This is a genomic window from Embleya sp. NPDC008237 (assembly GCF_042956465.1).
In the GTDB taxonomy this organism is placed as follows: domain Bacteria; phylum Actinomycetota; class Actinomycetes; order Streptomycetales; family Streptomycetaceae; genus Embleya.
In genome coordinates, this window is the sequence record NZ_JBIBGL010000008.1 from 290,650 (window position 1) to 312,740 (window position 22,091).

Sequence of the window (22,091 nt, forward strand, 5' to 3'; positions counted from 1 at the left end):
GGTCAGTCGAGCGCGAGCAGGGTGCGCACGACCTCGGCCAGGCCGGTCGCCTCGTCGTGTGCCTGGTCGTGCGTCTGCGCCTCGACCATCACCCGGACCAACGCCTCGGTACCCGACGGGCGCAGCAGCACCCGGCCGGTGTCGCCCAGGCGCTCCTCCACCAGTGCGACGGCCCGGGCCAGTTCGGGCGTGGTGTGCACCCGGGTGCGGTCCACCCCGGCGACGTTGACCAACATCTGCGGCAGCCGGGTCATCACCGAGGTCAGCTCGTGCAGCGGCTTGCCGGTCTCCGCGACGCGTGCCAGCAGGCGCAGCGCGGTCAGCGTGCCGTCGCCCGTGGTCGCGTGGTCCAACAGCACCACGTGGCCGGACTGTTCGCCGCCCAGGGACAGCCCCGAGGCCTGCATGGCCTCCAGCACGTAGCGGTCGCCGACCGCGGTCTCCACCATCTTGATGCCCGCGGCCTGCATGGCCAGCTTGAGCCCGAGGTTGGACATCACGGTGGCCACCAGCGTGTTCTCCACGAGCTGCCCGCCGTCGCGCATGGCCAGCGCGAGCACCGCCAGGATCGCGTCGCCGTCGACCAACTCGCCGCGCGCGTCCACCGCCAGGCACCGGTCCGCGTCGCCGTCGTGCGCGATACCCGCGTCCGCGCCGTGCTCGACCACCGCGGCCGCGAGCGCGTCCATGTGCGTGGAACCGCAGTTGTCGTTGATGTTCAGGCCGTCCGGCTCCGCGTGGATCGCGATCACCTCGGCCCCGGCCCGGCGCAGCGCGTCCGGTGCCACCGCCGAGGACGCGCCGTTCGCGCAGTCCACCACGATCTTGAGCCCGTCCAGGCGATGTGGCAGCGAGGACAACAGGTGTTCGACGTAACGCTCGTGGCCCTCGGGGTGGTCCTGCACCCGGCCGACCCCGGAACCGGTGGGCCGCTCCCATGCGGTGCCCAACAGCGCCTCGATCTCGTTCTCCACCTCGTCCGGCAGCTTGTGCCCGCCGCGCGCGAAGAACTTGATCCCGTTGTCCGGCATCGCGTTGTGGCTCGCCGAGAGCATCACGCCCATGTCCGCGCCGAGCAGCCCGGTCAGATAGGCGATCGCCGGCGTCGGCAGCACCCCGGCGCGGTACACGTCCACGCCCGCCCCCGCCAGACCCGCGACCACGGCGGCCTCCAGGAACTCTCCGGACGCCCGAGGGTCACGACCCACCACGGCGAACGGCCTGCGACCGTGCCCTGATTGCGGAATCCCGTCCCGACCGCGTGAGCCCAGCACCCGCGCGGCGGCGACCGCGAGATCGAGCGCCAGTTCCGCGGTCAGCCGGCCATTCGCCAGGCCACGCACGCCGTCCGTACCGAAGAGTCGTCCCACAGTTGGATCTCCCGCATACATTCCGGATGTCTCGGACACTACCTCGCGACGCCACCCCCGCAGGAGTACCGCCGGAAAACGCATCAGGCCCCGGGGGCACGAACCGTGCCCCCGGGGCCTGATGACGCTGCAAACAGCCGCAGAGGGTGCTGCGAGGCTGTTTAGCGCTTGCTGTACTGAGGCGCCTTGCGCGCCTTCTTCAGACCGTACTTCTTGCGCTCCGTGGCACGCGGGTCACGGGTCAGGAAGCCGGCCTTCTTGAGCGCCGGGCGGTTCGCCTCGACGTCGGCCTCGTTCAGCGAACGGGCCACACCCAGACGCAGCGCGCCGGCCTGGCCGGAGACGCCGCCACCGTGGATGCGGGCGTGCACGTCGTAGCGGTCGTCCAGCTCGAGCACCTTGAAGGGCTCGTTGACCAGCTGCTGGTGCACCTTGTTCGGGAAGTACTCCTCGAGCGTGCGCCCGTTGATCTTCCACTTGCCCGTGCCCGGCACGATGCGAACGCGCGCGACGGCTTCCTTGCGGCGGCCGGTGGCCGAACCCGCCTGCGGCTCGCTGAAGCGCGAGGCGAGCGACTCGGACGTGTAGCTCTCGAGCGGAAGACCCTCGGTCTCCTCGATCGGGGTTTCTGCAATGGTCTCGGCCACTGTTCTCCTCAAACTATTCGTTCGTCAGGCGGTGGCCGTGACTACTGCGCGACCTGGGTGATCTCGAACGGAACCGGCTGCTGCGCCGAGTGCGGGTGCTCGGAACCGCGGTACACCTTGAGCTTCGACAACATCTGCCGGCCCAGGGTGTTCTTCGGGAGCATGCCCTTGATGGCCTTCTCCACGGCCTTCTCGGGGTTCTTCTCCAGCAGCTCGTCGTAGCGGACGGCGCGGAGGCCACCCGGGTAGCCGGAGTGGCGGTACGCCATCTTCTGGCTGCGCTTGTTACCCGACAGGTGCACCTTGTCGGCGTTCACAATGATGACGAAATCGCCGGTGTCGACGTGCGGCGCGTACACCGGCTTGTGCTTACCCCGGAGCAGGGCAGCAGCCTGGGTGGACAGACGGCCGAGCACGACATCGGTCGCGTCGATGACGTGCCACTGACGCTGGACGTCGCCGGGCTTGGGGCTGTACGTGCGCACGGTCGATAGCCTTCGCTTCTTCGTGAGTGTGTGCTGACGGATGCCGACTGGCTGTCCGGGAGATGATTCCGAACCGAATGCGGACTCCGGTGGCCGGCGGCCCGGCGTACCGACTCCACTCAAGCAAGCCAATACGCACAACGAACCGGCACAATACCGGGTCAAGGGGGTGCCGGTCAAAACGAGCAATGGGGCAATGATCTGCTCATGCCCCTCCCCAGCGTAAGCCATCGAGGCGGGTGCTCCTACCATGCCACGCCGGCCGTCACCGGATCGGCGGGTAGGTACGATGCGCCGAACGACTGGAGCTTCGGCGCATGGGGAGCCGAGGCAAGTCACCGTTTGCAGGGGGCGGAAATGTCGGGGGTCGGTACACCACCGGGAGACGACGGGCAGCAGCCGTGGAGCGTGCGCCCGGGCGGGCCCGGCACGCCGGGGCAACCACAACACGCGTGGGACCCGTTCCCCTCGCACGCGCACGACCCGCACGGGCAACAACCGCATCAGCAGCCCCAGCAGCCCTTCGCGCAATCCCGGCCCGTGCCCGAACAGCCAACGCAGCAACCGCAGTTCGCCGGCTCCGCCGGGCCCGACTGGGACGCGCTGGCGGAGCGGCGGGACGCGGCGGCCCGTCGCCGCCGACTGCTGTTCACCGTCGGCGGCTCCGTGCTCGGCCTCGCGCTGGTCGGCGGTGTGGTCGCCGCGGTCATGGCGATGTCCGGCGGCGACGACAAGAAGAAGAGCGCCGGCCCCGGCTCCTCGACCGGCCCCTCCGCCGCCTCCTTCGCCCCGGCCAAGCCGACCTTCCGCCCCGCGCCCACCGTCCCGCCGCCGCCCCCGGCCCAGGCCGTGCTCGCCGACCCGACCCTGGACACCGCGCCGTTCACGGTCGAATCGTTGTTCCCCGGCTCGAAGTTCACCGTCAACGGGCGGCAGTACTCGGTGGTCGCGAGCAAGCTGGACAACACCTGTTCGGACGGCACCGACCCCAAGCTCGGCGCGGCCGCGCGCAATCAGCAGTGCACCCAGCTCATCCGACTCGCGGTGATCGGCCCGGACGGCATCGTCTCCACCGCCGCGGTGGGCTCGTTCCCGTCCGCGGACAAGGCCACCGCGGTCAAGAACGGCAAGGACGGCGGCGAACTCCTGCCGCTGGCCGGCCCCGGCGTCAAGGTCTTGGACACCAAGAAGCAAAAGCACGGCAAGCTGCGGAACTCGGTCGGTCGCTACGCCCTGTTCACCCTCGACTGGTACGCCGACGGCAAGGACCCGGTCGGCGACGACAAGCCGATGGCCCAGGCCCAGGACGACGTGGACAAGTTCCTGTGGAACTCGCTCACCGCGCGCGGCGAGGCGAGGTCCAAGCAGATCGACGAGGAGAACAGGCGCAAGGCCCTGGAACAGATCCAGGGCTGACCCGGCCCCGGTTGCCGCCCCGACTCAGCTGCCGTCCCGGCGCCGCCGGGTCGCGGTGACCCGATCGGCGAGCAGCTCGTCCGCCGGGTAGGCCACCTCCTCCAGGGTGAGCCCGTGCGCGGGCGCGACATGTACGCCCGAGTCGCGCACCGCGCGCCCGAGCACCTCCAGCGGCCAGTCCACCGGCTTGCGCCCGGTACCCACCGCCAACATCGCGCCGACCAGCGAGCGCACCATGTTGTGGCAGAACGCGTCCGCCCGCACGGTGGCCACGATCACCGGTCGAAACGCGGGCCCCACATCGGCCCCGGTCGGCGTCTCGCGCGCCCAGGAGAAGTCCTGGAGACAGCGCACCGTCGTGGCCCCCTCGCGCTTGCGGCAGAACGACGCGAAGTCGTGCTCGCCCAACAACCGCCGCGCCGCCGCGTTCATCCGGGTCTCGTCCAGCGGCCGGTCGTGCCACACCACGTTGCCCCGCCGCAGCGGGTCCACCCCGCCCGGCGCGTCGCACACCCGGTACGCGTAGCGCCGCCAGATCGCGCCGAACCGCGCGTCGAAGCCCTCGGGCGCCACGGTGATGTCCCGCACCCGCAGGTCCCGCGGCAGTGCCCCGGTGACCCGCCGCAGGGCCACGTCGCCCAGCGCGTCCCAGACCTCGTCCGGCACGTCCAGATGCGCCACCTGGCCGCGCGCGTGCACCCCCGCGTCGGTCCGCCCGGCCACGGTCAGCTGGGCCGGCTCGGCCAGCCGCAGCACGGTGGTCAGGGCGCTCTCCAGCGTGCCCTGCACGGTGCGCAACTCGCGCTGGCGGGCCCAGCCCGCGAACTCGGTGCCGTCGTACGACAGATCGATGCGCAAGCGCACCACGTCAACCACCTCCGGGCATGGCGCGAGCCCGTCCCCCGTACGAATACGGGGAACGGGCTCGCACTGTGAATCAGAACGCGTGGAGCATGCGAGAAGACCGTCAGGCCTTGTCGGCGTCCTTGCCCTCTTCGGCCTGCTCGGCCTCGGCGGCGGGCGCCTCCTCGGTCTCGACGACCTTCGTCGTCTCGACCTTGGCGGTCTCCTGCTCCTTGACCGAGCGCTTCGTGGCGGCCTCGGCCTCGCCGACCGCGGTCTGCGCCACGGTCAGCGCCTCGACCAGCTCGATGACCGCCATGGGCGCGTTGTCGCCCTTGCGGTTGCCGATCTTGGTGATGCGCGTGTAACCGCCCGGGCGGTTCTCGTACCGGGGAGCGATCTCCTCGAACAGCGAGTGCACGACGCTCTTGTCACGAACGATCGTGAGCACCTGGCGACGGTTGTGCAGGTCGCCCTTCTTCGCCTTGGTGATCAGTCGCTCGGCGACGGGACGCAGCCGACGCGCCTTGGCCTCGGTCGTGGTGATCCGACCGTGCTCGAACAGCGCCGTCGCGAGACCGGCCAGGATCAGCCGCTCGTGGGACGGGCCGCCGCCGAGGCGCGGACCCTTGGTGGGCCTGGGCATGTTCTCTCCTAGATATTCCTGCGCCGGCCGTGTCAGGTACCGACGTCAGTCCACCCGGGCCGGTCGGCCCGGGTGGTGACAACACCCGAAGGTGTCGTTCAGTACTGCTCGGTCTCCGCGAAGCCGTGGTCGTCCTCGTCGCCGAAGCTGTCCGCAGCGGCGGTCGGGTCGAACCCGGGCGGGCTGTCCTTGAGGGCCAGACCCATCCCGTTGAGCTTCGCCTTGACCTCGTCGATGGACTTCGCACCGAAGTTGCGGATGTCCAGCAGGTCGGCCTCGCTGCGCGCGACCAATTCACCCACGGTGTGGATGCCCTCGCGCTTGAGGCAGTTGTACGAGCGGACCGTGAGCTCGAGCTCCTCGATCGGCAGCGCCAGATCGGCCGCGAGCGCGGCATCGGTCGGCGACGGGCCCATGTCGATGCCCTCGGCGTCGATGTTCAGCTCGCGCGCGAGACCGAACAGCTCGACCAGCGTCTTGCCCGCGGAGGCCATCGCGTCACGCGGACGCATGGACTGCTTGGTCTCGACGTCGACGATCAGCTTGTCGAAGTCCGTGCGCTGCTCGACACGGGTGGCCTCGACCTTGTACGTGACCTTGAGCACCGGCGAGTAGATCGAGTCGACCGGCACGCGGCCGATCTCCTGGCCCGCCTGCTTGTTCTGCACCGCGGAGACGTAGCCGCGACCGCGCTCGACGGTCAGCTCCATCTCCAGCTTGCCCTTGGCGTTCAGCGTCGCCAGGACCAGGTCGGGGTTGTGCACCTCGACACCGGCCGGCGGCGCGATGTCGCCGGCGGTGACCACACCCGGGCCCTGCTTGCGCAGGTACATCACGACCGGCTCGTCGTGCTCCGAGGAGACGACCAGCTGCTTGATGTTCAGGATGAGGTCGGTGACGTCCTCCTTGACACCCGGCACGGTGGTGAACTCGTGCAGGACGCCGTCGATCCGGATGCTGGTGACAGCCGCGCCCGGGATCGAGGAGAGGAGCGTACGACGGAGCGAGTTGCCGAGCGTGTAGCCGAAGCCGGGCTCGAGGGGCTCGATGACGAACCGCGAACGGTATTCGTCGACGACGTCCTCGGTGAGGGTCGGCCGCTGAGCGATAAGCATGGGGATGCCTCCTGATGATGGCGCCCGCTATTTGACGCCAGTGGAAACAAGGATACGGGCGGACCGGCACAATCCCGGTCCGCCCGATCCCGTGGAGCTCCTACTTGGAGTAGAGCTCGACGATGAGCTGCTCCTGCACCTGCGTGTCGATGACCTGACGCGCCGGGAGGGAGTGCACGAGGATGCGCATCTTGCCCGGGATGACCTCGAGCCAGGCCGGGACGGTGCGCTCGCCGGCCTCGGCACGGGCGACCACGAACGGGGTCAGCTCGACCGAGTCCTTGCGGACCTCGATGATGTCGTTGTCGGAGACCCGGAACGACGGGATGTCCGTCTTGACGCCGTTGACCACGATGTGACCGTGGCGAACCAGCTGACGGGCGTGGTCACGCGACTTGGCGAAGCCCGCGCGGTAGACCACGTTGTCCAGGCGCGACTCGAGGATGCGAAGCAGGTTCTCGCCGGTCTTGCCCTGGCGACGGTTCGCTTCCTCGTAGTAGCCCTTGAACTGCTTCTCGAGCACACCGTAGATGCGCGCGCACTTCTGCTTCTCGCGCATCTGCAGCAGGTACTCGCTGTCCTTGGTACGGCCACGACCGTGCTCACCCGGCGGGTAAGGCCGGATCTCGATCGGGCACTTCGGGCCCTCGCACTTGCTGCCCTTGAGGAACAGCTTCATCTTCTCGCGACGGCAGCGCTTGCAGTCCGCGCCGGTGTAACGCGCCATTGTTCTTTAACTCCTAGTCAGCTGCTGGTCAGACGCGGCGGCGCTTGGGGGGGCGGCAGCCGTTGTGCGGCACGGGGGTGACGTCCTGAATGGAACCCACCTCCAGGCCGGTGGCCTGCAGCGAACGAATGGCGGTCTCACGACCGGAACCCGGGCCCTTGACGAAAACGTCGACCTTGCGCATGCCGTGCTCCTGGGCACGACGCGCGGCGGACTCGGCGGCCATCTGCGCGGCGAAGGGGGTCGACTTGCGCGAACCCTTGAAGCCGACGTGGCCCGCGGAGGCCCACGAGATCACGTTGCCGCTGGGGTCCGTGATCGAAACGATGGTGTTGTTGAACGTGCTCTTGATGTGGGCGTGCCCGTGAGCGACGTTCTTCTTTTCCTTGCGGCGCACCTTCTTGGCGCCCGCGCGGCTCTTGGGAGGCATCTGCTGGAAACTCCTGAGGTCGTCGGTCCGCTACGAATTGAGGACCGCGTGATCCGTCGTACGCGGACTACTTCTTGCCCGGCTTCTTCTTGCCGGCGATCGCGCGACGCGGGCCCTTGCGGGTACGCGCGTTGGTGTGGGTGCGCTGACCGCGGACGGGAAGACCGCGACGGTGACGCAGACCTTCGTAGCAACCGATCTCGACCTTGCGGCGGATGTCGGCCTGAACTTCGCGGCGGAGGTCACCCTCGACGCGGTAGTTCGACTCGATCCAGTCGCGAAGCTTGATCAGGTCGTCCTCGGCGAGATCGCGGACGCGGGTGTCAGGGTTGACACCGGTGTTCTTCAGCGTGTCCAGCGCACGAGTGCGCCCGACGCCGAAGATGTAGGTCAGAGCGACCTCGACCCGCTTCTCACGGGGGAGGTCGACGCCGACGAGGCGTGCCATATGTGTGGCTCCTGGTTTAGTCGGAGGTCTGGCCCAGCACCGGTCCGGCACACCTTCTGGAGATGTCCTCGGTCCTCGGCCTCCGGCCGAGGGTGGCGTCCCGCACGAGGCGGGGGTCGGGTGCTGCGGCTCTTACGGGGTGCGTCGCGCGTCGATCGCTCGTTGTGCGAGGGGGTTGCTGCTCAGCCCTGGCGCTGCTTGTGGCGCAGGTTCTCGCAGATCACCATGACCCGGCCGTGACGGCGGATCACCTTGCACTTGTCGCAGATCTTCTTGACGCTCGGCTTGACCTTCATGATTTCTCCGGTACGTGTGACGAGGGCGTGCGGGCACGCCGCCGTCGCCGAGTCGGTTATCGGTTTGCGTCCAAGCCCCGCACACCACGCACGGCGTGGGCAGGGCCGGGGCTCGCCTACTTGTAGCGGTAGACGATCCGGCCGCGGGTCAGGTCGTAAGGGCTCAGCTCCACGACAACCCGGTCGTCCGGAAGAATACGGATGTAGTGCATCCGCATCTTCCCACTGATGTGCGCGAGGACTTTGTGCCCGTTCTGAAGCTCCACGCGAAACATGGCGTTGGGGAGCGACTCGATGACGGTGCCCTCGATTTCGATGGCCCCTTGCTTCTTGGGCATGTCCTCCGCGCTTCGTATCTCGGGATCAGCTACCGTTACCCGGCCACATGACGAAGCTCAAATTTTTGGCGCCCAGACGACGGGCGCGCCAAACCTGGCTACATGTGAGCCGACGAGTCAGTCTAAGGCACTCGGCGCGTGAAAGCGAAACCGGGCCCGGAACCATCGGTTCCGTTCCCGCCGGGGCGCCTGCGGGTCTACTTCACGAAGTAGACCAGCGCCCATAGCAACACGCCGAGCGACATCACGACCAACCAGACCTTGTTCAGCGTCGCGTTGGAAACCCGCTGACGCCGCCCCTCCGCCGGACCGTAGGCACCGGCTCGTGGAGGCGCGTCGACGTATGGGTGGTACTCCCGCGGCGGCGTCGCACCCGCCGCGTCGTCCCGATCCTCGCGGCCCGGCAACTGCGCCGAGACCGCGTCGAGCTCCCCCACCGTACCCGCTCGGCGGACCGCGTCCAGGCGCGCCCGGTATTCGGACAGCGCGAGCCGGCCGGACGCGAGGTGCTCGCGCAGCTCGGCGGTCACACGTTCGCGGTCCGCGGGGGTCGCGAGGGCGTTCGGATCACGGTCCATACCACGAGCGTAGGCCCTGATCCGGAGCCCGGTCATCAGGGCGCGGGGCGCCCGTGTCGCCAGAAGCACATCTGGATCGAGCCCAGCACCGCCGCGGCCGGACCGTAGACCCACACCGGCCAGAAGTACACGACGCCGGTACCGGCCACCGCGACCAGCAGCCAGATCACCACGTTCAACGCGGTGATCGCGTTCAGCGTGGTCCACGCCGCCCGCAGGGCCCGCGCCCCGGCGGCCCACCCGTCCCGCTCCCGCGGCACCGGACCCACGTCCCGGTACACCCGGTCCCGGGCCACCGCCGGCGGCGGTGCGGGTCTGGGCGTCGGCCACGTCGTCGACGCCGGCGGCGCCGGAAGCACCGGTGCCTCCGGCGCGACCGGCCGGGCGAGGACGGCCCGGGTGCGCGCCGCCTCGTAGGCCATCCGCGCGCGGATCACCTCGACGTCCGCCTCCAGGTGCTCGGGCGGCGGCAGATCGGAGATCAGCCGGGCCAACTCCCCCAGCGTGACCGCCCCGAAGGCGGCCCCCATACGTTCGTTGAACTCTGCGAGCGTCAACCGTCCGACCGCGTGGTGGTCGCGCAGAAGCGTCACCGCCGCTTCACGGTCGACGTCGGATGCCCGCATGGTCGGATGCCTCACCATGCCTTCGACAGTAGGCAGGCACCGCGGCGTCGTACATGGTGCCAGCCCCACCATCGACGGGGGTCTGGCATCAGGGACGGGTCAGTACCACGGGCCCGTTCTCGGTGATCGCGATGGAGTGTTCCCAGTGCGCCGCGTGGCCGCCCGCGGTGGTCTTGACCGTCCACTCGTCGGGCAGCGTGTACGTGTCCGGCTTGCCGAGGGTGACCATCGGCTCGATCGCCAGGCACACACCGACCTCCAGGCGCGGACCCCGGCCGCCGGGGCCGTAGTTGAGCACGTGCGGGTCCTGGTGCATCTCGGTGCCGATGCCGTGGCCCCCGTAGTCCTCGACGATGCCGTACTTGGCGCCGCCCGGCAGCGGGTTGGCCCGGATCGACTTCTCCACCGCGTGGCTGATGTCGGTCAGCCGACCGCCGGCCACCGCCGCCTCGATGCCCGCCCACATCGACTGCTCGCACACCCGGCTCAGTTCGAGCACCTCGGGCCGCACCGTGCCGATCGGCACGGTGATCGCCGAGTCGCCGTGCCAGCCGTCCAGGATCGCGCCGCAGTCGATCGAGATGATGTCCCCGTCCCGCAGCGGCGTCTCGTCCGGAATCCCGTGCACCACCACGTCGTTGACCGACGCGCAGATCGACGCCGGGAAGCCGTGATAGCCCTTGAACGAGGGAATCGCGCCGGCCGCACGGATCGACCGCTCGGCGATCGAGTCCAGATCGGCCGTGGTCACCCCGGGCTTCGCCGCCTCGCGCAGCAACTCCAGCGTGTTTGCCACGACGGCCCCGGCACGACGCATCTTCTCGATCTGCTCGGGCGTCTTGCGCTCGATTCGCATGTGCCGCTTCCTGAACACCGGCATGGCCGTCCTCGTCTGTGTATATCGCCGAAGCCTGGTCTCGGCCGTGGCATTGTCCCGGCCGAATGGTCTCGGCTGAAAAACACGATGGGCGATCCGGGGTTTCCCCGGATCGCCCATGTGTGATGTCTGTCGCGGCCGGCGCCCGATCAGGCGCCGAACTCCCGGAGCGCGGTCATCGCGCGCCCGGTGACCTCCTTGACCGGACCCGTCGCCTGGATGGGCAGCAGGAGGTTGCGCTCGGAGTAATAGCCGACCAAGGGTTCGGTCTGCTCCTTGTACACGTCCAGGCGGTGCCGGACGGTCTCCTCGCGGTCGTCGTCGCGCTGGTACAACTCGCTGCCGCACTCGTCGCAGACGCCCGGCACCTTCGGCGGGTCGGTCAGGATGTGGCAGACGTGCCCGTTCGCGCGGCACTGCCGGCGACCGGAGATGCGCTGGATGATCTCCGAGTCGTCGACCTTGAGCTCGAGCACCACGTCGAGCTCGGTGTCGTTCTCGGCGAGGATCTCGTCGAGCACCTTCGCCTGAGCGGTGTTGCGCGGGAACCCGTCGAGGAGGAAACCGGCGGCGACGTCCGGCTGCGCGAGGCGCTCCCGGACCATGCCTATGGTCACCTCGTCGGGCACGAGGTTGCCCGCGTCCATGTAGGTCTTCGCCTCGCGGCCGAGCGGGGTGCCCTGACTCACGTTGGCGCGGAAGATGTCACCGGTCGAGACGGCGGGAATCGACAGGTTGGCGGCGATGTACTGGGCCTGGGTTCCCTTACCCGCGCCGGGAGGCCCCACGAGAACGATACGCATTTAGCGGAGGAAGCCTTCGTAGTTGCGCTGCTGGAGCTGACTCTCGATCTGCTTCACGGTTTCCAGACCCACTCCCACGATGATCAGGATGCTCGTGCCGCCGAACGGGAAGTTCTGGTTGGCGTTGAAGAGCACGAGCGCGATGCTGGGTACCAGCGCGATCATGCCCAGGTACAACGATCCGGGCCACGTGATCCTGGTGAGGATGTAGTTCAGGTATTCCGCAGTCGGTCTGCCGGCGCGGATCCCCGGAATGAAGCCACCATACTTCTTCATGTTGTCGGCTACTTCTTCGGGGTTGAACGTGATGGCCACGTAGAAGAACGCGAAGAAGACGATCAGCAGGAAGTACGTGATCATGTACAGCGGGTGGTCGCCCTTGACGAAGTGGCGTTCGATCCACACCGCCCAGTCCGATTTCCCACCGCTGAACTGAGCGATGAGGGCCGGGATGTACAGCAGCGACGAGGCGAAGATGACGGGGATGATGCCCGCCTGGTTCACCTTGAGCGGGATGTAGGTCGAGGTCCCGCCGTAGGCGCGACGCCCGATCATGCGCTTGGCGTACTGCACCGGGATCCGGCGCTGCGCCTGTTCCACGAAGACCACCAGGCCGACCATCACGAGGCCGATGGCGATGACGGTGAAGAACGGCACCCAGCCGCCACCGATGGTGCCCTGCTCCTTGATCGTCCACAGCGCGGCCGGGAAGCCGGCGGCGACCGAGACGAACATCAGGATCGACATGCCGTTGCCGATGCCGCGGTCGGTGATCAGCTCACCGAGCCACATGATCGTCGAGGTGCCGGCGGTCATCACGGCGACCATGACGATCACCCGGAAGAGCGAGTCGTCGGGAACGATGCCCTGCGGGTCGCAGGTCGCACTGCGGGCGCTGGAGAACAGCGCGCCGCTGCGGGCGGTGGCGATCAGCGCGGTCGACTGCAGAATCGACAGCGCGATGGTGAGGTACCGGGTGTACTGGGTGATCTTCGCGGTCCCGGACTGGCCCTCCTTCTTGAGGGCCTCCAGCCGCGGGATCACCACGGTCAGCAGCTGCAGGATGATGCTCGCCGTGATGTACGGCATGATCCCCAGCGCGAAGATCGTGAGTTGCAGCAGCGCGCCGCCGCTGAACATGTTCACGAGGCCGAACAGGCTGTTCCGGTTGGAGTCCTCTACGCAAGAGCGCACCATCTCGAACGAGACGCCCGGTACCGGGATATGCGACCCGATCCGGAAGAGGACGATGATCGCCAACGTGAACAGCAGCTTCTTGCGCAGGTCGGGCGTGCGGAACGCCCTGGCGAACGCGGTGAGCACACTGCCTCCTGCGCCCCGCCCGTCTTAGGGGCGAGTCGATCGAGTCGTCGGTCCGGAGAGGACCACTGGTCAGGTCCCGCACAGGGAACCTCACGGACAATAACAGCGCCGACGGCCCGGAAGTATCGCCCCGGTCCGACGTTCCTGCGACATGACACAACACACGGCAAAAACAGAGCAGGTCATGTGTGGGGTGTGGCAATGGATCCGCCCCCACGACACAGCAGACCACAGGGGCGTCACCACCTTACCGGCGTGACGCCCCTGCGCTATAGCCTCCAACGACGTCAAGGCCCGTTCGGTACCGATCCGAACGGGCCATGACGGTCAAACCTTGTCCGCGCCTACGGTCAGACCGACAGTTCGTCGGTCGAACCGCCCGCGGCGGCGATCTTCGTCTTCGCCGAGCCGGAGAAGGCGTGCACCTTCACCTGAACGGCGACCGAGATCTCGCCGGTGCCCAGGATCTTGACGGGCAGGTTCTTGCGAACCGCGCCCTTCTCGATCAGACCCTCGACGGTGACTTCGCCACCCTCGGGGTACAGGGACTCGATCTTGTCCAGGTTCACGACCTGGAACTCGACCCGGAACGGGTTCTTGAAGCCCTTGAGCTTGGGCAGCCGCATGTGCAGCGGCATCTGCCCACCCTCGAAGCGGGCCGGCACCTGGTAACGAGCCTTGGTGCCCTTGGTGCCACGACCGGCGGTCTTGCCCTTGGAGCCCTCGCCACGACCCACGCGGGTCTTGGCGGTCTTGGCGCCCGGGGCGGGCCGCAGGTGGTGCACCTTCAGCGGGTTGTCAGCACCCATGTCAGTCGACCTCCTCGACGGTGACGAGGTGCGACACCGTCGCGATCATGCCGCGGATCTCCGGGCGGTCTTCCTTGACGACCACGTCGTGGACGCGCTTGAGACCGAGCGAACGGAGAGTGTCCCGCTGGTTCTGCCTGCCACCGATCTTGGATCGGGTCTGCGTGACCTTGAGACGTGCCATTACGCACCAACCCCCGCGCGGGCCCGCAGAAGCGCGGCCGGGGCCACGTCCTCCAGAGGCAGGCCACGACGAGCCGCGATCTCCTCGGGGCGAACGAGCCCCTGGAGCGCCGCGACGGTCGCGTGCACGATGTTGATCGGGTTCGACGAACCGAGCGACTTGCTCAGCACGTCGTGGATGCCGGCGCACTCGAGCACGGCGCGCACGGGGCCACCGGCGATGACACCGGTACCCGGCGAGGCCGGCTTCAGGAGCACGACGCCGGCAGCCTTCTCACCCTGGATCGGGTGCGGAATGGTGCCCTGGATACGGGGGACCTTGAAGAAGTGCTTCTTGGCCTCTTCAACACCCTTGGCGATCGCGGCCGGCACCTCCTTGGCCTTGCCGTAACCGACACCTACGGTGCCATCGCCATCGCCAACCACGACCAGCGCGGTGAAGCTGAAGCGACGACCACCCTTCACGACCTTGGCGACGCGATTGATCGCGACGACGCGCTCGACGTAAGCGGTCTTCTCGGCGGCTGCGCCACCATCACGTCGATCCCGCCGGTCCCGCCGCTCGCCGCCGCCGGCGCCGCCACCGCGGCGCTGGGGTCCAGCCATCAGAATGTCCTCATCTGTCGTTCGAAGCTTGTCCGGAGCAGCGGGCTCAGAAGGTGAGCCCGTTTCCGCGTGCGGCATCCGCGAGGGCGGCGATACGACCGTGGTACTTGTTACCACCGCGGTCGAACACGACAGCCTCTACACCGGCAGCCTTCGCGCGCTCGGCGACCAATTCGCCGACCTTGCGAGCCTGAGCGGTCTTGTCGCCCTCACCACCACGGATGGACGGGTCCATCGTGGAGGCCGAAGCGAGAGTGTGGCCGGCGATGTCGTCGATAACCTGCGCCACCATGTGACGGGTGGAGCGGCTCACGACGAGACGGGGCCGCAGCGGGGTGCCGGAAACCTTCTTCCGCACCCGAATGTGCCGGCGCTTGCGTGCGACAGACTTCTTCGCAACGCCCTTGCCGGTCTTCACGCCGACAGCCATGCCTACTTACCAGCCTTTCCGACCTTGCGGCGGATGACCTCGCCGGCGTACTTGACGCCCTTGGCCTTGTACGGGTCGGGCTTCCGCAGCTTGCGGATGTTCGCGGCGATTTCACCGACCTTCTGCTTGTCGATGCCTTCGACCGAGAAACGGGTCGGGGCCTCGACCACGAAGGTGATGCCCTCCGGGGCCTCGACGACGACGGGGTGGCTGAATCCGAGCGCGAACTCCAGCGAGGAGCCCTTCGCCTGGACTCGGTAACCGACACCGCTGATCTCGAGCTTCTTGATGTATCCCTGGGTCACACCAGTGATCATGTTCGCCACCAGCGTCCGGGACAGCCCGTGCAGGGCCTTCGAGCGACGCTCGTCGTCGGGACGGGTCACCGCGAGGGTGCCGTCATCCGACTTTGCGATCTCGATCGGGGCGGCGATGGTGTGCGACAGGGAACCCTTGGGGCCCTTCACGACAACCTCGCGGCCATTGATGGTGACGTCCACACCGGTGGGAACCGGGATGGGGAGACGTCCGATGCGCGACATTGCTCTCCTTCCCTTCCCTTACCAGACGAAGGCGAGGACTTCCCCGCCCACGCCCTTCTTGGCCGCCTGCTTGTCGGTGAGGAGACCGGTCGACGTCGAGATAATCGCGACGCCGAGGCCACCGAGCACCTTCGGCAGGTTCGTGGACTTTGCGTACACCCGCAGACCGGGCTTCGACACACGGCGGACGCCGGCGATCGAGCGCTCGCGGTTCGGGCCGTACTTGAGGACGACGGTGAGCTTCTTGCCCACCTCCGCGTCCTCGACGCGCCAGCCCTGGATGTAACCCTCCTGCTGGAGGATCTCCGCGATGTGCGACTTGATCTTGCTGAACGGCATCACGACGTCGTCGTGATAAGCCGAGTTGGCGTTCCGCAGACGGGTCAGCATGTCTGCGATGGGGTCGGTCATGGTCATGACGGCCTCAAGGCCTTTCTCGCCGTGGTTTCCCGGCGTGCGATCCCTCGCCCCGCCGCCCTCCCGAGGGAGAGCGGCGAAGCGACGACTGCGGTGCGGGACCTACGACGTCGTTACTGTTCTCGTTCGTCCCCACGGGACGACCGATGTGCGGGTGCCGCGTCGGTCGCCGAGGCGACCGTCGCGAACTACCAGCTGCTCTTGGTGACGCCCGGCAGCTCGCCGGCGTGCGCCATCGTGCGCAGGCACACGCGGCACAGGCCGAACTTGCGGTACACCGAGTGAGGACGGCCACAGCGCTGGCAGCGCGTGTAGCCACGAACCTCGAACTTCGGCTTGCGGGCGGCCTTTGCGATCAGGGCCTTCTTCGCCACGTCTCAGTCTCCTTGTTGCGTTCCTCAGTCGGCGAGCCGACTGCTCACGCTTCCTTGAACGGGAAGCCGAGGAGACGCAGCAGAGCGCGGCCCTCGTCGTCGTTCTTGGCGCTGGTCACCACAGTGATGTCCATGCCGCGAACGCGGTCGATCTTGTCCTGGTCGATCTCGTGGAACATCGACTGCTCCGTGAGACCGAAGGTGTAGTTGCCGCGGCCGTCGAACTGCTTCGGCGAGAGACCGCGGAAGTCGCGGATACGCGGCAGCGCGATCGACAGCAGACGGTCGAGGAACTCCCACATGCGGTCGCCGCGCAGTGTAACGTGCGCGCCGATCGGCTGACCCTCACGCAGCTTGAACTGCGCGATGGACTTGCGGGCCTTCGTGACCTGGGGCTTCTGGCCGGTGATGGCCATCAGGTCCTTGATCGCGCCGTCGATCAGCTTCGAGTCGCGGGCGGCGTCGCCCACACCCATGTTGACCACGATCTTGGTGACGCCCGGAACCTGCATGACGTTCTCGAACGAGAACTCCTCACGCAGCTTGCCGAGGATCTCCTCGCGGTAACGCTGCTTCAGACGCGGCAGTTCGCGCGCCTCAGTGGTGACCGTCATCAGATGTCCTCACCGGTCCGCTTGGCGTACCGGATCTTGTTGCCCTCGTCATCGAACCGGAAGCCGGTCCGCGTCGGGACCTTCTTACCGTCCTTCTCCACCACCAGCATCACGTTGCTGACGTGGATGGAGGCTTCCTGGGTGATGATGCCACCGGTCTTGGCACCCTTGGCGGACTGACCGACCTTGGTGTGCTTCTTGATCCGGTTGACGCCCTCGACCAGGACGCGCTCCTTCGGCGGGTAGGCCGCGATGACCTTGCCCTGCTTGCCCTTGTCCTTGCCCGTGATGACCTGTACCAGGTCACCCTTCTTGATCTTCATCGCCTTCGCCATTGGTTAGAGCACCTCCGGCGCGAGCGAGATGATCTTCATGAACTTCTTCTCACGAAGCTCACGGCCGACCGGACCGAAAATACGGGTGCCTCGGGGTTCGCCATCGTTCTTCAGGACAACGGCGGCGTTCTCGTCGAAGCGGATGTAGGAGCCGTCGACACGCCGGCGCTCCTTGACCGTCCGCACGACGACTGCCTTGATGACGTCGCCCTTCTTCACGTTGCCACCGGGGATCGCGTCCTTGACGGTGGCAACGATGACGTCCCCGATGCCCGCGTAGCGCCGGCCGGAGCCACCGAGCACACGGATGCAGAGAATCTCCTTCGCACCCGTGTTGTCGGCGACTCGCAGTCGCGACTCCTGCTGGATCACGTCTAACTCCTGATCGTCACGTCGCGGTCACGACCCACGGATGGTGGGGCGACCGGCGCTCGCTACTTGGCCTTTTCGAGGATCTCGACGATGCGCCAGCGCTTGCTGGCGGACAGCGGCCGAGTCTCCATGAGGACGACACGGTCACCGACGCCACAGGCGTTCTGCTCGTCGTGAGCCTTCAGCTTGTTCGTGCGGCGGATGACCTTGCCGTACATCGGGTGCTTCACGCGGTCCTCGACGGCGACGACGACGGTCTTGTCCATCTTGTCGCTGACGACGAGGCCCTCACGGGTCTTGCGGAAACCCCGGGTTGCTTCAGTCATCTCAGTCTTCTCGCTCACGCCGCGCCTCCGGTCTCCTGCACGTCGATGCCCAGCTCGCGCTCGCGCATCAGCGTGTAGATCCGGGCGATGTCCTTACGGACAGCCTTGAGCCGCCCGTGGTTTTCGAGCTGCCCGGTCGCCGCCTGGAAACGGAGGTTGAACAGCTCCTCCTTGGCTTCGCGGAGCTTGGCGACGATTTCCTCGTCACCGAGTTCGCGGAGCTCGGACGCCTTGGTAACGGCCGCCATCACGCCTCACCAGCCTCGCGCCGGACGATCCGGCACTTCATCGGCAGCTTGTGCACGGCGCGGGTAAGCGCCTCACGAGCCACCTTCTCGTTCGGGTACGACAGTTCGAACATCACCCGACCGGGCTTGACGTTCGCGACCCACCACTCGGGCGAGCCCTTACCGGAACCCATGCGGGTCTCGGCAGGCTTCTTGGTCAGCGGACGGTCGGGGTAGATGTTGATCCACACCTTGCCACCACGGCGAATGTGCCGGGTGATGGCAATACGAGCGGACTCGATCTGACGGTTGGTCACGTACGCCTGGCCGAGGGCCTGGATGCCGTACTCGCCGAACGCCAGTTCCGTACCGCCCTTGGCGCGGCCACCACGCTTGGGGTGGTGCTGCTTGCGGTGCTTGACCCTGCGGGGGATCAGCATCGGGGTCAGGCCTCCGATCCGGATTCGGGCGCCGAGTTCACAGCCTCGGCCGCCGGCGCGGAGCCGGTGTCCGAGGAACCGGTGGCCTGCGCGTCGTTCTGCTGCGGACGTCCGCCGCGGCCACCACGGCCACCGCGCTCGCCGCCACGACCGCCGCCGCCACCCTCGCCACCACGACGGGGACGCTCGGGAGCGCCGCCGCGGGCGGGACGGTTGCTGGCACGAGCCGCGGCGTTCTCGGCGCGGACCTCGGCGATGTTCTTGACGTCGCCCTTGTAGATCCACACCTTCACGCCGATGCGACCGAACGTCGTACGGGCCTCGAAGAAGCCGTAGTCGACGTTGGCGCGCAGCGTGTGCAGCGGCACGCGACCCTCACGGTAGAACTCCGAGCGGGACATTTCGGCCCCACCCAGACGACCACCGCACTGGATCTTGATGCCCTTGGCCCCGGCCTTCATGGAGCTCTGCATCGCCTTGCGCATCGCGCGGCGGAAGGACACGCGGCTCGAGAGCTGCTCGGCCACACCCTGCGCCACAAGCTGAGCGTCGACCTCGGGGTTCTTGACCTCGAGGATGTTCAGCTGAACCTGCTTGCCGGTGAGCTTCTCCAGCTCACCGCGGATGCGGTCGGCCTCCGCACCACGACGGCCGATGACGATGCCCGGCCGGGCGGTGTGGATGTCGACGCGGACGCGCTCACGGGTGCGCTCGATCTCAACCTTCGAGATCCCGGCGCGCTCCATGCCCTTCGTCATCATCTGACGAATCTTGACGTCCTCGCCGACGTAGTCCTTGTACAGCTTGTCGGCGTACCACCGGGACTTGAAGTCCGTGGTGATGCCGAGACGGAACCCGTGCGGGTTAACCTTCTGGCCCACTAGCGGGTCCTCTCCTTCTCGGCGACAACCACGGTGATGTGGCTGGTGCGCTTGCGGATGCGGTACGCCCGGCCCTGTGCCCGCGGACGGAAACGCTTGAGGGTCGGACCCTCGTCCACGTAGGCGGCGGACACGTACAGGATGTTCGTGTCCAAGTTGTGGTTGTGACCGGCGTTGGCAATGGCGCTGTCCAGCACCTTGCCGACCGGCTCACTCGCGGCCTGCGGAGCGAATCGCAGGACCGCCTGGGCCTCCGCGGCGTTCATGCCACGGATGAGGTCCACCACACGGCGGGCCTTCATGGGCGTGACGCGGATGTACCGCGCCTGAGCCCTGGCTTCCATCGACGTCCCCTTGCTCATCTCGATATCCATGCGATTCGCCGCGTCAGCGACGACGCGACTTCCGGTCGTCCTTCTCGTGACCGCGGAAGGTCCGAGTCGGCGCGAACTCGCCGAGCTTGTGGCCGACCATCGACTCGGTCACGAACACCGGGACGTGCTTACGGCCGTCGTGCACCGCGATCGTGTGGCCCAGCATCGCCGGGACGATCATCGAGCGGCGGGACCAGGTCTTGATGACGTTCTTGGTTCCCTTGTCGTTCTGTACGTCCACCTTCTTGATGAGGTGGCCGTCGACGAAGGGTCCCTTCTTGAGACTGCGCGGCATCGAGACTGCTCCTAGCGCTTCTTGTTCGTCTTGCGGCGGCGGATGATGAGCTTGTCGCTGGCCTTCTTCGGCCGGCGAGTACGACCCTCGGGCTTACCCCAGGGGCTCACCGGGTGGCGACCACCAGAGGTCTTACCCTCACCACCACCGTGCGGGTGGTCGATGGGGTTCATCGCCACACCGCGGACGGTCGGGCGCTTGCCCTTCCAGCGCATGCGACCGGCCTTGCCCCAGTTGATGTTCGACTGCTCGGCATTGCCGATCTCGCCGACCGTCGCCCGGCAGCGCACGTCGACCAGGCGAATTTCGCCCGACGGCATGCGGAGGGTCGCGTGGGCGCCCTCCTTCGCCAGCAGCTGCACGCTGACACCCGCGGAACGGGCGATCTTCGCGCCGCCACCGGGCCGAAGCTCGATGGCGTGGATGACCGTACCGACCGGGATGTTCCGGAGCGGCATGTTGTTGCCCGGCTTGATGTCGGCGCCCGGACCGTTTTCGATCCGGTCGCCCTGCTTCAGCTTGTTCGGGCACAGGATGTAGCGCTTCTCGCCGTCCGCGTAGTGCAGAAGAGCGATGCGCGCGGTGCGGTTCGGGTCGTACTCGATGTGAGCGACCTTCGCCGGAACGCCGTCCTTGTCGTTGCGCCGGAAGTCGATCAGTCGGTACGCGCGCTTGTGGCCGCCACCCTGGTGGCGAGCAGTCACACGGCCGTGGTTGTTACGACCACCCTTGCTGTGCAGAGGGCGGACCAGCGACTTCTCCGGCTCGGACCGCGTGATCTCGACGAAGTCGGCGACGCTGGCGCCACGACGGCCCGGCGTCGTCGGCTTGTACTTGCGGATGCCCATGGCTTCTCTTAGTCCTCGTCCGTATCAGCGGCCGTCAGCCGACGGGTCCACCGAAGATGTCGATCCGCTCGCCCTCTGCAAGGGTGACGATCGCGCGCTTCGTGTCCTTGCGCTTGCCGAAACCGGTCTTGGTGCGCTTGCGCTTACCAACGCGGTTGATCGTGTTGACGCTCTCGACCTTGACGCCGAAGACCGCGATGACGGCCTGCTTGATCTGGGTCTTGTTGGCGTCGGGGTGCACGATGAACGTGTACTTGTTCTCGTCGATGAGCCCGTAGCTCTTCTCCGAGATCACCGGCTTCAGCAGCACGTCGCGCGGGTCGGTGTAGGTCTTGCTGGTGACCTTCGTCGTGCTCTCGACGGTGTCGGTGCTCACGCGTGGCTCCCTTCGAGCTCGTCGGAGCTCGCGACCGCCGAGGCGGCCTGCGCCGGTCCGGCGATGAAGCGCTCCAGAGCGGCCTTCGTGAAGACCACGTCGTCGGAGACGAGCACGTCGTAGGTGTTCAGCTGCCCGACCTCGAGCAAGTGCACCTGCGGAAGGTTGCGGGCGCTCAGCCAGGCAGTGGTGTCGGACTTCTCGACGACCAGGAGCACGTTCTTGCGCTCACTGATCTTGCCGAGCAGCGTCTTCGCCGCCTTGACCGACGGCTTGTCGCCCTCGATCAGCGCGGAAACGCAGTGGATGCGCTCGTGACGCGCCCGGTCGGAGAGGGCACCGCGCAGGGCGGAGGCCTTCATCTTCTTCGGGGTCCGCTGCTCGTAGTCACGCGGCACGGGACCGTGCACGACGCCACCACCGGCGAACTGCGGCGCGCGGGTCGAGCCCTGACGGGCGCGGCCGGTGCCCTTCTGGCGGTACGGCTTGCGCCCACCACCGCGGACCTCGCCACGAGTCTTGGTCTTGTGCGTGCCCTGACGAGCCGCGGCGAGCTGGGCCACGACGACCTGGTGGATCGTCGGGATGCTCACCTGGACGTCGAACAGCTCCGCGGGGAGGTCGATCGTCCCGGACTTCTCGCCGGCGGGCGAAAGAACGTCAATGCTGGTCAT

Annotated in this window: 36 protein-coding genes; 1 reads left to right on the plus strand and 35 read right to left on the minus strand. The window is 67.5% G+C overall.

Annotated elements, in window-relative coordinates; all coding sequences use genetic code 11:
• Window positions 1–2: 2 nt before the first annotated feature.
• From glmM to rplM, 3 genes are all read right to left on the minus strand, one after another.
• The gene (glmM, locus tag ACFZBU_RS22355) at window positions 3–1,370 is read right to left on the minus strand and encodes a phosphoglucosamine mutase (RefSeq protein WP_391585385.1); all 1,368 of its coding nucleotides are present in this window, start codon (window positions 1,368–1,370) and stop codon (window positions 3–5) included.
• A 161-nt stretch (window positions 1,371–1,531) separates the two neighbouring features.
• Entirely contained in the window at window positions 1,532–2,017 is a 486-nt protein-coding gene (gene rpsI, locus ACFZBU_RS22360; RefSeq protein ID WP_020549204.1) for a 30S ribosomal protein S9, read from the minus strand.
• A gap of 41 nt (window positions 2,018–2,058) precedes the next feature.
• Window positions 2,059–2,502 (minus strand): 50S ribosomal protein L13, encoded by a 444-nt coding sequence (gene rplM / locus ACFZBU_RS22365; RefSeq protein WP_020549205.1) that lies wholly within the window; start codon window positions 2,500–2,502, stop codon window positions 2,059–2,061.
• Between the two features lie 357 nt (window positions 2,503–2,859).
• Between rplM and ACFZBU_RS22370 the strand changes: the two genes are divergently transcribed.
• Window positions 2,860–3,918 carry a hypothetical protein gene (locus tag ACFZBU_RS22370; protein WP_391585386.1) on the plus strand — a complete coding sequence of 353 codons (1,059 nt, stop codon included), beginning with the start codon at window positions 2,860–2,862 and terminating at the stop codon, window positions 3,916–3,918.
• 24 nt (window positions 3,919–3,942) lie between these two features.
• On the opposite strand, the gene truA is transcribed toward ACFZBU_RS22370, so the two are convergent.
• From truA to rplD, 32 genes are all read right to left on the minus strand, one after another.
• Window positions 3,943–4,785, minus strand: coding sequence for a tRNA pseudouridine(38-40) synthase TruA (gene truA / locus ACFZBU_RS22375; RefSeq protein WP_391585387.1), 843 nt, complete (start codon window positions 4,783–4,785; stop codon window positions 3,943–3,945).
• Between the two features lie 100 nt (window positions 4,786–4,885).
• A complete protein-coding gene (gene rplQ / locus ACFZBU_RS22380) occupies window positions 4,886–5,407 on the minus strand; it encodes a 50S ribosomal protein L17 (RefSeq protein ID WP_391585388.1) in 522 nt (173 codons plus the stop codon).
• Between the two features lie 98 nt (window positions 5,408–5,505).
• Complete coding sequence (locus ACFZBU_RS22385; RefSeq protein ID WP_020549209.1) at window positions 5,506–6,522, minus strand: DNA-directed RNA polymerase subunit alpha; 1,017 nt, start codon at window positions 6,520–6,522, stop codon at window positions 5,506–5,508.
• Window positions 6,523–6,622: 100 nt separating this feature from the next.
• A complete protein-coding gene (rpsD, locus tag ACFZBU_RS22390) occupies window positions 6,623–7,249 on the minus strand; it encodes a 30S ribosomal protein S4 (protein ID WP_020549210.1) in 627 nt (208 codons plus the stop codon).
• Between the two features lie 28 nt (window positions 7,250–7,277).
• On the minus strand, window positions 7,278–7,679 hold the full coding sequence (gene rpsK / locus ACFZBU_RS22395; RefSeq protein WP_020549211.1) for a 30S ribosomal protein S11: 402 nt from the start codon (window positions 7,677–7,679) through the stop codon (window positions 7,278–7,280).
• Between the two features lie 67 nt (window positions 7,680–7,746).
• Complete coding sequence (gene rpsM / locus ACFZBU_RS22400; protein ID WP_020549212.1) at window positions 7,747–8,127, minus strand: 30S ribosomal protein S13; 381 nt, start codon at window positions 8,125–8,127, stop codon at window positions 7,747–7,749.
• Window positions 8,128–8,309: 182 nt separating this feature from the next.
• Window positions 8,310–8,423 carry a 50S ribosomal protein L36 gene (gene rpmJ, locus ACFZBU_RS22405; RefSeq protein ID WP_009740505.1) on the minus strand — a complete coding sequence of 38 codons (114 nt, stop codon included), beginning with the start codon at window positions 8,421–8,423 and terminating at the stop codon, window positions 8,310–8,312.
• Window positions 8,424–8,539: 116 nt separating this feature from the next.
• Window positions 8,540–8,761, minus strand: a complete 222-nt coding sequence (gene infA, locus ACFZBU_RS22410; RefSeq protein ID WP_018382544.1) for a translation initiation factor IF-1 — start codon at window positions 8,759–8,761, stop codon at window positions 8,540–8,542.
• A 197-nt stretch (window positions 8,762–8,958) separates the two neighbouring features.
• Window positions 8,959–9,339: a DUF1707 domain-containing protein gene (locus tag ACFZBU_RS22415; RefSeq protein ID WP_391585389.1), complete on the minus strand. Its 381-nt coding sequence runs from the start codon at window positions 9,337–9,339 to the stop codon at window positions 8,959–8,961.
• Window positions 9,340–9,374: 35 nt separating this feature from the next.
• Window positions 9,375–9,983 carry a DUF1707 domain-containing protein gene (locus ACFZBU_RS22420; RefSeq protein ID WP_391585390.1) on the minus strand — a complete coding sequence of 203 codons (609 nt, stop codon included), beginning with the start codon at window positions 9,981–9,983 and terminating at the stop codon, window positions 9,375–9,377.
• A gap of 70 nt (window positions 9,984–10,053) precedes the next feature.
• Window positions 10,054–10,845, minus strand: a complete 792-nt coding sequence (gene map, locus ACFZBU_RS22425; protein WP_391585391.1) for a type I methionyl aminopeptidase — start codon at window positions 10,843–10,845, stop codon at window positions 10,054–10,056.
• A 146-nt stretch (window positions 10,846–10,991) separates the two neighbouring features.
• Window positions 10,992–11,645 (minus strand): adenylate kinase, encoded by a 654-nt coding sequence (locus ACFZBU_RS22430; protein ID WP_391585392.1) that lies wholly within the window; start codon window positions 11,643–11,645, stop codon window positions 10,992–10,994.
• On the minus strand, window positions 11,646–12,968 hold the full coding sequence (secY, locus tag ACFZBU_RS22435) for a preprotein translocase subunit SecY (RefSeq protein ID WP_020549217.1): 1,323 nt from the start codon (window positions 12,966–12,968) through the stop codon (window positions 11,646–11,648). It abuts the gene before it with no gap.
• A gap of 350 nt (window positions 12,969–13,318) precedes the next feature.
• Window positions 13,319–13,777 (minus strand): 50S ribosomal protein L15, encoded by a 459-nt coding sequence (rplO, locus tag ACFZBU_RS22440; RefSeq protein WP_391585393.1) that lies wholly within the window; start codon window positions 13,775–13,777, stop codon window positions 13,319–13,321.
• Window position 13,778: 1 nt separating this feature from the next.
• Entirely contained in the window at window positions 13,779–13,961 is a 183-nt protein-coding gene (gene rpmD, locus ACFZBU_RS22445) for a 50S ribosomal protein L30 (protein ID WP_020549219.1), read from the minus strand.
• Window positions 13,961–14,566, minus strand: coding sequence for a 30S ribosomal protein S5 (gene rpsE, locus ACFZBU_RS22450; protein WP_020549220.1), 606 nt, complete (start codon window positions 14,564–14,566; stop codon window positions 13,961–13,963). Before rpsE ends, rpmD begins: the two co-directional genes overlap by 1 nt.
• Before the next feature lie 46 nt (window positions 14,567–14,612).
• Window positions 14,613–14,996 (minus strand): 50S ribosomal protein L18, encoded by a 384-nt coding sequence (gene rplR / locus ACFZBU_RS22455; protein WP_020549221.1) that lies wholly within the window; start codon window positions 14,994–14,996, stop codon window positions 14,613–14,615.
• A gap of 2 nt (window positions 14,997–14,998) precedes the next feature.
• Window positions 14,999–15,538 (minus strand): 50S ribosomal protein L6, encoded by a 540-nt coding sequence (gene rplF, locus ACFZBU_RS22460; RefSeq protein ID WP_020549222.1) that lies wholly within the window; start codon window positions 15,536–15,538, stop codon window positions 14,999–15,001.
• An 18-nt stretch (window positions 15,539–15,556) separates the two neighbouring features.
• On the minus strand, window positions 15,557–15,955 hold the full coding sequence (rpsH, locus tag ACFZBU_RS22465) for a 30S ribosomal protein S8 (protein WP_020549223.1): 399 nt from the start codon (window positions 15,953–15,955) through the stop codon (window positions 15,557–15,559).
• Window positions 15,956–16,143: 188 nt separating this feature from the next.
• Window positions 16,144–16,329: a type Z 30S ribosomal protein S14 gene (locus tag ACFZBU_RS22470; RefSeq protein WP_020549224.1), complete on the minus strand. Its 186-nt coding sequence runs from the start codon at window positions 16,327–16,329 to the stop codon at window positions 16,144–16,146.
• 44 nt (window positions 16,330–16,373) lie between these two features.
• A complete protein-coding gene (gene rplE / locus ACFZBU_RS22475; protein ID WP_020549225.1) occupies window positions 16,374–16,943 on the minus strand; it encodes a 50S ribosomal protein L5 in 570 nt (189 codons plus the stop codon).
• Entirely contained in the window at window positions 16,943–17,266 is a 324-nt protein-coding gene (gene rplX, locus ACFZBU_RS22480) for a 50S ribosomal protein L24 (RefSeq protein WP_026217943.1), read from the minus strand. The genes rplE and rplX overlap by 1 nt, the downstream gene beginning before the upstream one ends.
• A 15-nt stretch (window positions 17,267–17,281) precedes the next feature.
• Window positions 17,282–17,650, minus strand: coding sequence for a 50S ribosomal protein L14 (gene rplN, locus ACFZBU_RS22485; RefSeq protein WP_078975728.1), 369 nt, complete (start codon window positions 17,648–17,650; stop codon window positions 17,282–17,284).
• A 62-nt stretch (window positions 17,651–17,712) separates the two neighbouring features.
• Window positions 17,713–17,994 (minus strand): 30S ribosomal protein S17, encoded by a 282-nt coding sequence (gene rpsQ / locus ACFZBU_RS22490; protein WP_355532996.1) that lies wholly within the window; start codon window positions 17,992–17,994, stop codon window positions 17,713–17,715.
• Window positions 17,991–18,224: a 50S ribosomal protein L29 gene (gene rpmC, locus ACFZBU_RS22495; RefSeq protein WP_020549229.1), complete on the minus strand. Its 234-nt coding sequence runs from the start codon at window positions 18,222–18,224 to the stop codon at window positions 17,991–17,993. The genes rpsQ and rpmC overlap by 4 nt, the downstream gene beginning before the upstream one ends.
• Window positions 18,224–18,643, minus strand: a complete 420-nt coding sequence (gene rplP, locus ACFZBU_RS22500) for a 50S ribosomal protein L16 (protein ID WP_020549230.1) — start codon at window positions 18,641–18,643, stop codon at window positions 18,224–18,226. Before rplP ends, rpmC begins: the two co-directional genes overlap by 1 nt.
• A 5-nt stretch (window positions 18,644–18,648) precedes the next feature.
• Window positions 18,649–19,524: a 30S ribosomal protein S3 gene (gene rpsC / locus ACFZBU_RS22505; protein WP_355532993.1), complete on the minus strand. Its 876-nt coding sequence runs from the start codon at window positions 19,522–19,524 to the stop codon at window positions 18,649–18,651.
• Window positions 19,524–19,868, minus strand: coding sequence for a 50S ribosomal protein L22 (gene rplV, locus ACFZBU_RS22510; protein ID WP_026217944.1), 345 nt, complete (start codon window positions 19,866–19,868; stop codon window positions 19,524–19,526). The genes rpsC and rplV overlap by 1 nt, the downstream gene beginning before the upstream one ends.
• 43 nt (window positions 19,869–19,911) lie before the next feature.
• The gene (gene rpsS / locus ACFZBU_RS22515; protein ID WP_020549233.1) at window positions 19,912–20,193 is read right to left on the minus strand and encodes a 30S ribosomal protein S19; all 282 of its coding nucleotides are present in this window, start codon (window positions 20,191–20,193) and stop codon (window positions 19,912–19,914) included.
• An 11-nt stretch (window positions 20,194–20,204) separates the two neighbouring features.
• A complete protein-coding gene (rplB, locus tag ACFZBU_RS22520; RefSeq protein WP_020549234.1) occupies window positions 20,205–21,041 on the minus strand; it encodes a 50S ribosomal protein L2 in 837 nt (278 codons plus the stop codon).
• A gap of 34 nt (window positions 21,042–21,075) precedes the next feature.
• Complete coding sequence (rplW, locus tag ACFZBU_RS22525; RefSeq protein WP_020549235.1) at window positions 21,076–21,417, minus strand: 50S ribosomal protein L23; 342 nt, start codon at window positions 21,415–21,417, stop codon at window positions 21,076–21,078.
• Window positions 21,414–22,091 carry a 50S ribosomal protein L4 gene (rplD, locus tag ACFZBU_RS22530; protein ID WP_020549236.1) on the minus strand — a complete coding sequence of 226 codons (678 nt, stop codon included), beginning with the start codon at window positions 22,089–22,091 and terminating at the stop codon, window positions 21,414–21,416. The genes rplW and rplD overlap by 4 nt, the downstream gene beginning before the upstream one ends.

Bases quoted from the DNA above. Each gene is read 5' to 3' on its own strand.
- ACFZBU_RS22370 (WP_391585386.1), top strand. From the start codon at position 2,860: ATGTCGGGGGTCGGTACACCACCGGGAGACGACGGGCAGCAGCCGTGG.
- rplQ (WP_391585388.1), bottom strand. From the start codon at position 5,407: ATGCCCAGGCCCACCAAGGGTCCGCGCCTCGGCGGCGGCCCGTCCCAC.
- ACFZBU_RS22385 (WP_020549209.1), bottom strand. From the start codon at position 6,522: ATGCTTATCGCTCAGCGGCCGACCCTCACCGAGGACGTCGTCGACGAA.
- rpsD (WP_020549210.1), bottom strand. From the start codon at position 7,249: ATGGCGCGTTACACCGGCGCGGACTGCAAGCGCTGCCGTCGCGAGAAG.
- rpsK (WP_020549211.1), bottom strand. From the start codon at position 7,679: ATGCCTCCCAAGAGCCGCGCGGGCGCCAAGAAGGTGCGCCGCAAGGAA.
- rpsM (WP_020549212.1), bottom strand. From the start codon at position 8,127: ATGGCACGCCTCGTCGGCGTCGACCTCCCCCGTGAGAAGCGGGTCGAG.
- rpmJ (WP_009740505.1), bottom strand. From the start codon at position 8,423: ATGAAGGTCAAGCCGAGCGTCAAGAAGATCTGCGACAAGTGCAAGGTG.
- infA (WP_018382544.1), bottom strand. From the start codon at position 8,761: ATGCCCAAGAAGCAAGGGGCCATCGAAATCGAGGGCACCGTCATCGAG.
- ACFZBU_RS22415 (WP_391585389.1), bottom strand. From the start codon at position 9,339: ATGGACCGTGATCCGAACGCCCTCGCGACCCCCGCGGACCGCGAACGT.
- ACFZBU_RS22420 (WP_391585390.1), bottom strand. From the start codon at position 9,983: ATGGTGAGGCATCCGACCATGCGGGCATCCGACGTCGACCGTGAAGCG.
- map (WP_391585391.1), bottom strand. From the start codon at position 10,845: ATGCCGGTGTTCAGGAAGCGGCACATGCGAATCGAGCGCAAGACGCCC.
- ACFZBU_RS22430 (WP_391585392.1), bottom strand. From the start codon at position 11,645: ATGCGTATCGTTCTCGTGGGGCCTCCCGGCGCGGGTAAGGGAACCCAG.
- rplO (WP_391585393.1), bottom strand. From the start codon at position 13,777: ATGGGTGCTGACAACCCGCTGAAGGTGCACCACCTGCGGCCCGCCCCG.
- rpmD (WP_020549219.1), bottom strand. From the start codon at position 13,961: ATGGCACGTCTCAAGGTCACGCAGACCCGATCCAAGATCGGTGGCAGG.
- rpsE (WP_020549220.1), bottom strand. From the start codon at position 14,566: ATGGCTGGACCCCAGCGCCGCGGTGGCGGCGCCGGCGGCGGCGAGCGG.
- rplR (WP_020549221.1), bottom strand. From the start codon at position 14,996: ATGGCTGTCGGCGTGAAGACCGGCAAGGGCGTTGCGAAGAAGTCTGTC.
- rplF (WP_020549222.1), bottom strand. From the start codon at position 15,538: ATGTCGCGCATCGGACGTCTCCCCATCCCGGTTCCCACCGGTGTGGAC.
- rpsH (WP_020549223.1), bottom strand. From the start codon at position 15,955: ATGACCATGACCGACCCCATCGCAGACATGCTGACCCGTCTGCGGAAC.
- rplE (WP_020549225.1), bottom strand. From the start codon at position 16,943: ATGACGGTCACCACTGAGGCGCGCGAACTGCCGCGTCTGAAGCAGCGT.
- rplX (WP_026217943.1), bottom strand. From the start codon at position 17,266: ATGAAGATCAAGAAGGGTGACCTGGTACAGGTCATCACGGGCAAGGAC.
- rpmC (WP_020549229.1), bottom strand. From the start codon at position 18,224: ATGGCGGCCGTTACCAAGGCGTCCGAGCTCCGCGAACTCGGTGACGAG.
- rplP (WP_020549230.1), bottom strand. From the start codon at position 18,643: ATGCTGATCCCCCGCAGGGTCAAGCACCGCAAGCAGCACCACCCCAAG.
- rplV (WP_026217944.1), bottom strand. From the start codon at position 19,868: ATGGAAGCCAGGGCTCAGGCGCGGTACATCCGCGTCACGCCCATGAAG.
- rpsS (WP_020549233.1), bottom strand. From the start codon at position 20,193: ATGCCGCGCAGTCTCAAGAAGGGACCCTTCGTCGACGGCCACCTCATC.
- rplB (WP_020549234.1), bottom strand. From the start codon at position 21,041: ATGGGCATCCGCAAGTACAAGCCGACGACGCCGGGCCGTCGTGGCGCC.
- rplD (WP_020549236.1), bottom strand. From the start codon at position 22,091: ATGACCAGCATTGACGTTCTTTCGCCCGCCGGCGAGAAGTCCGGGACG.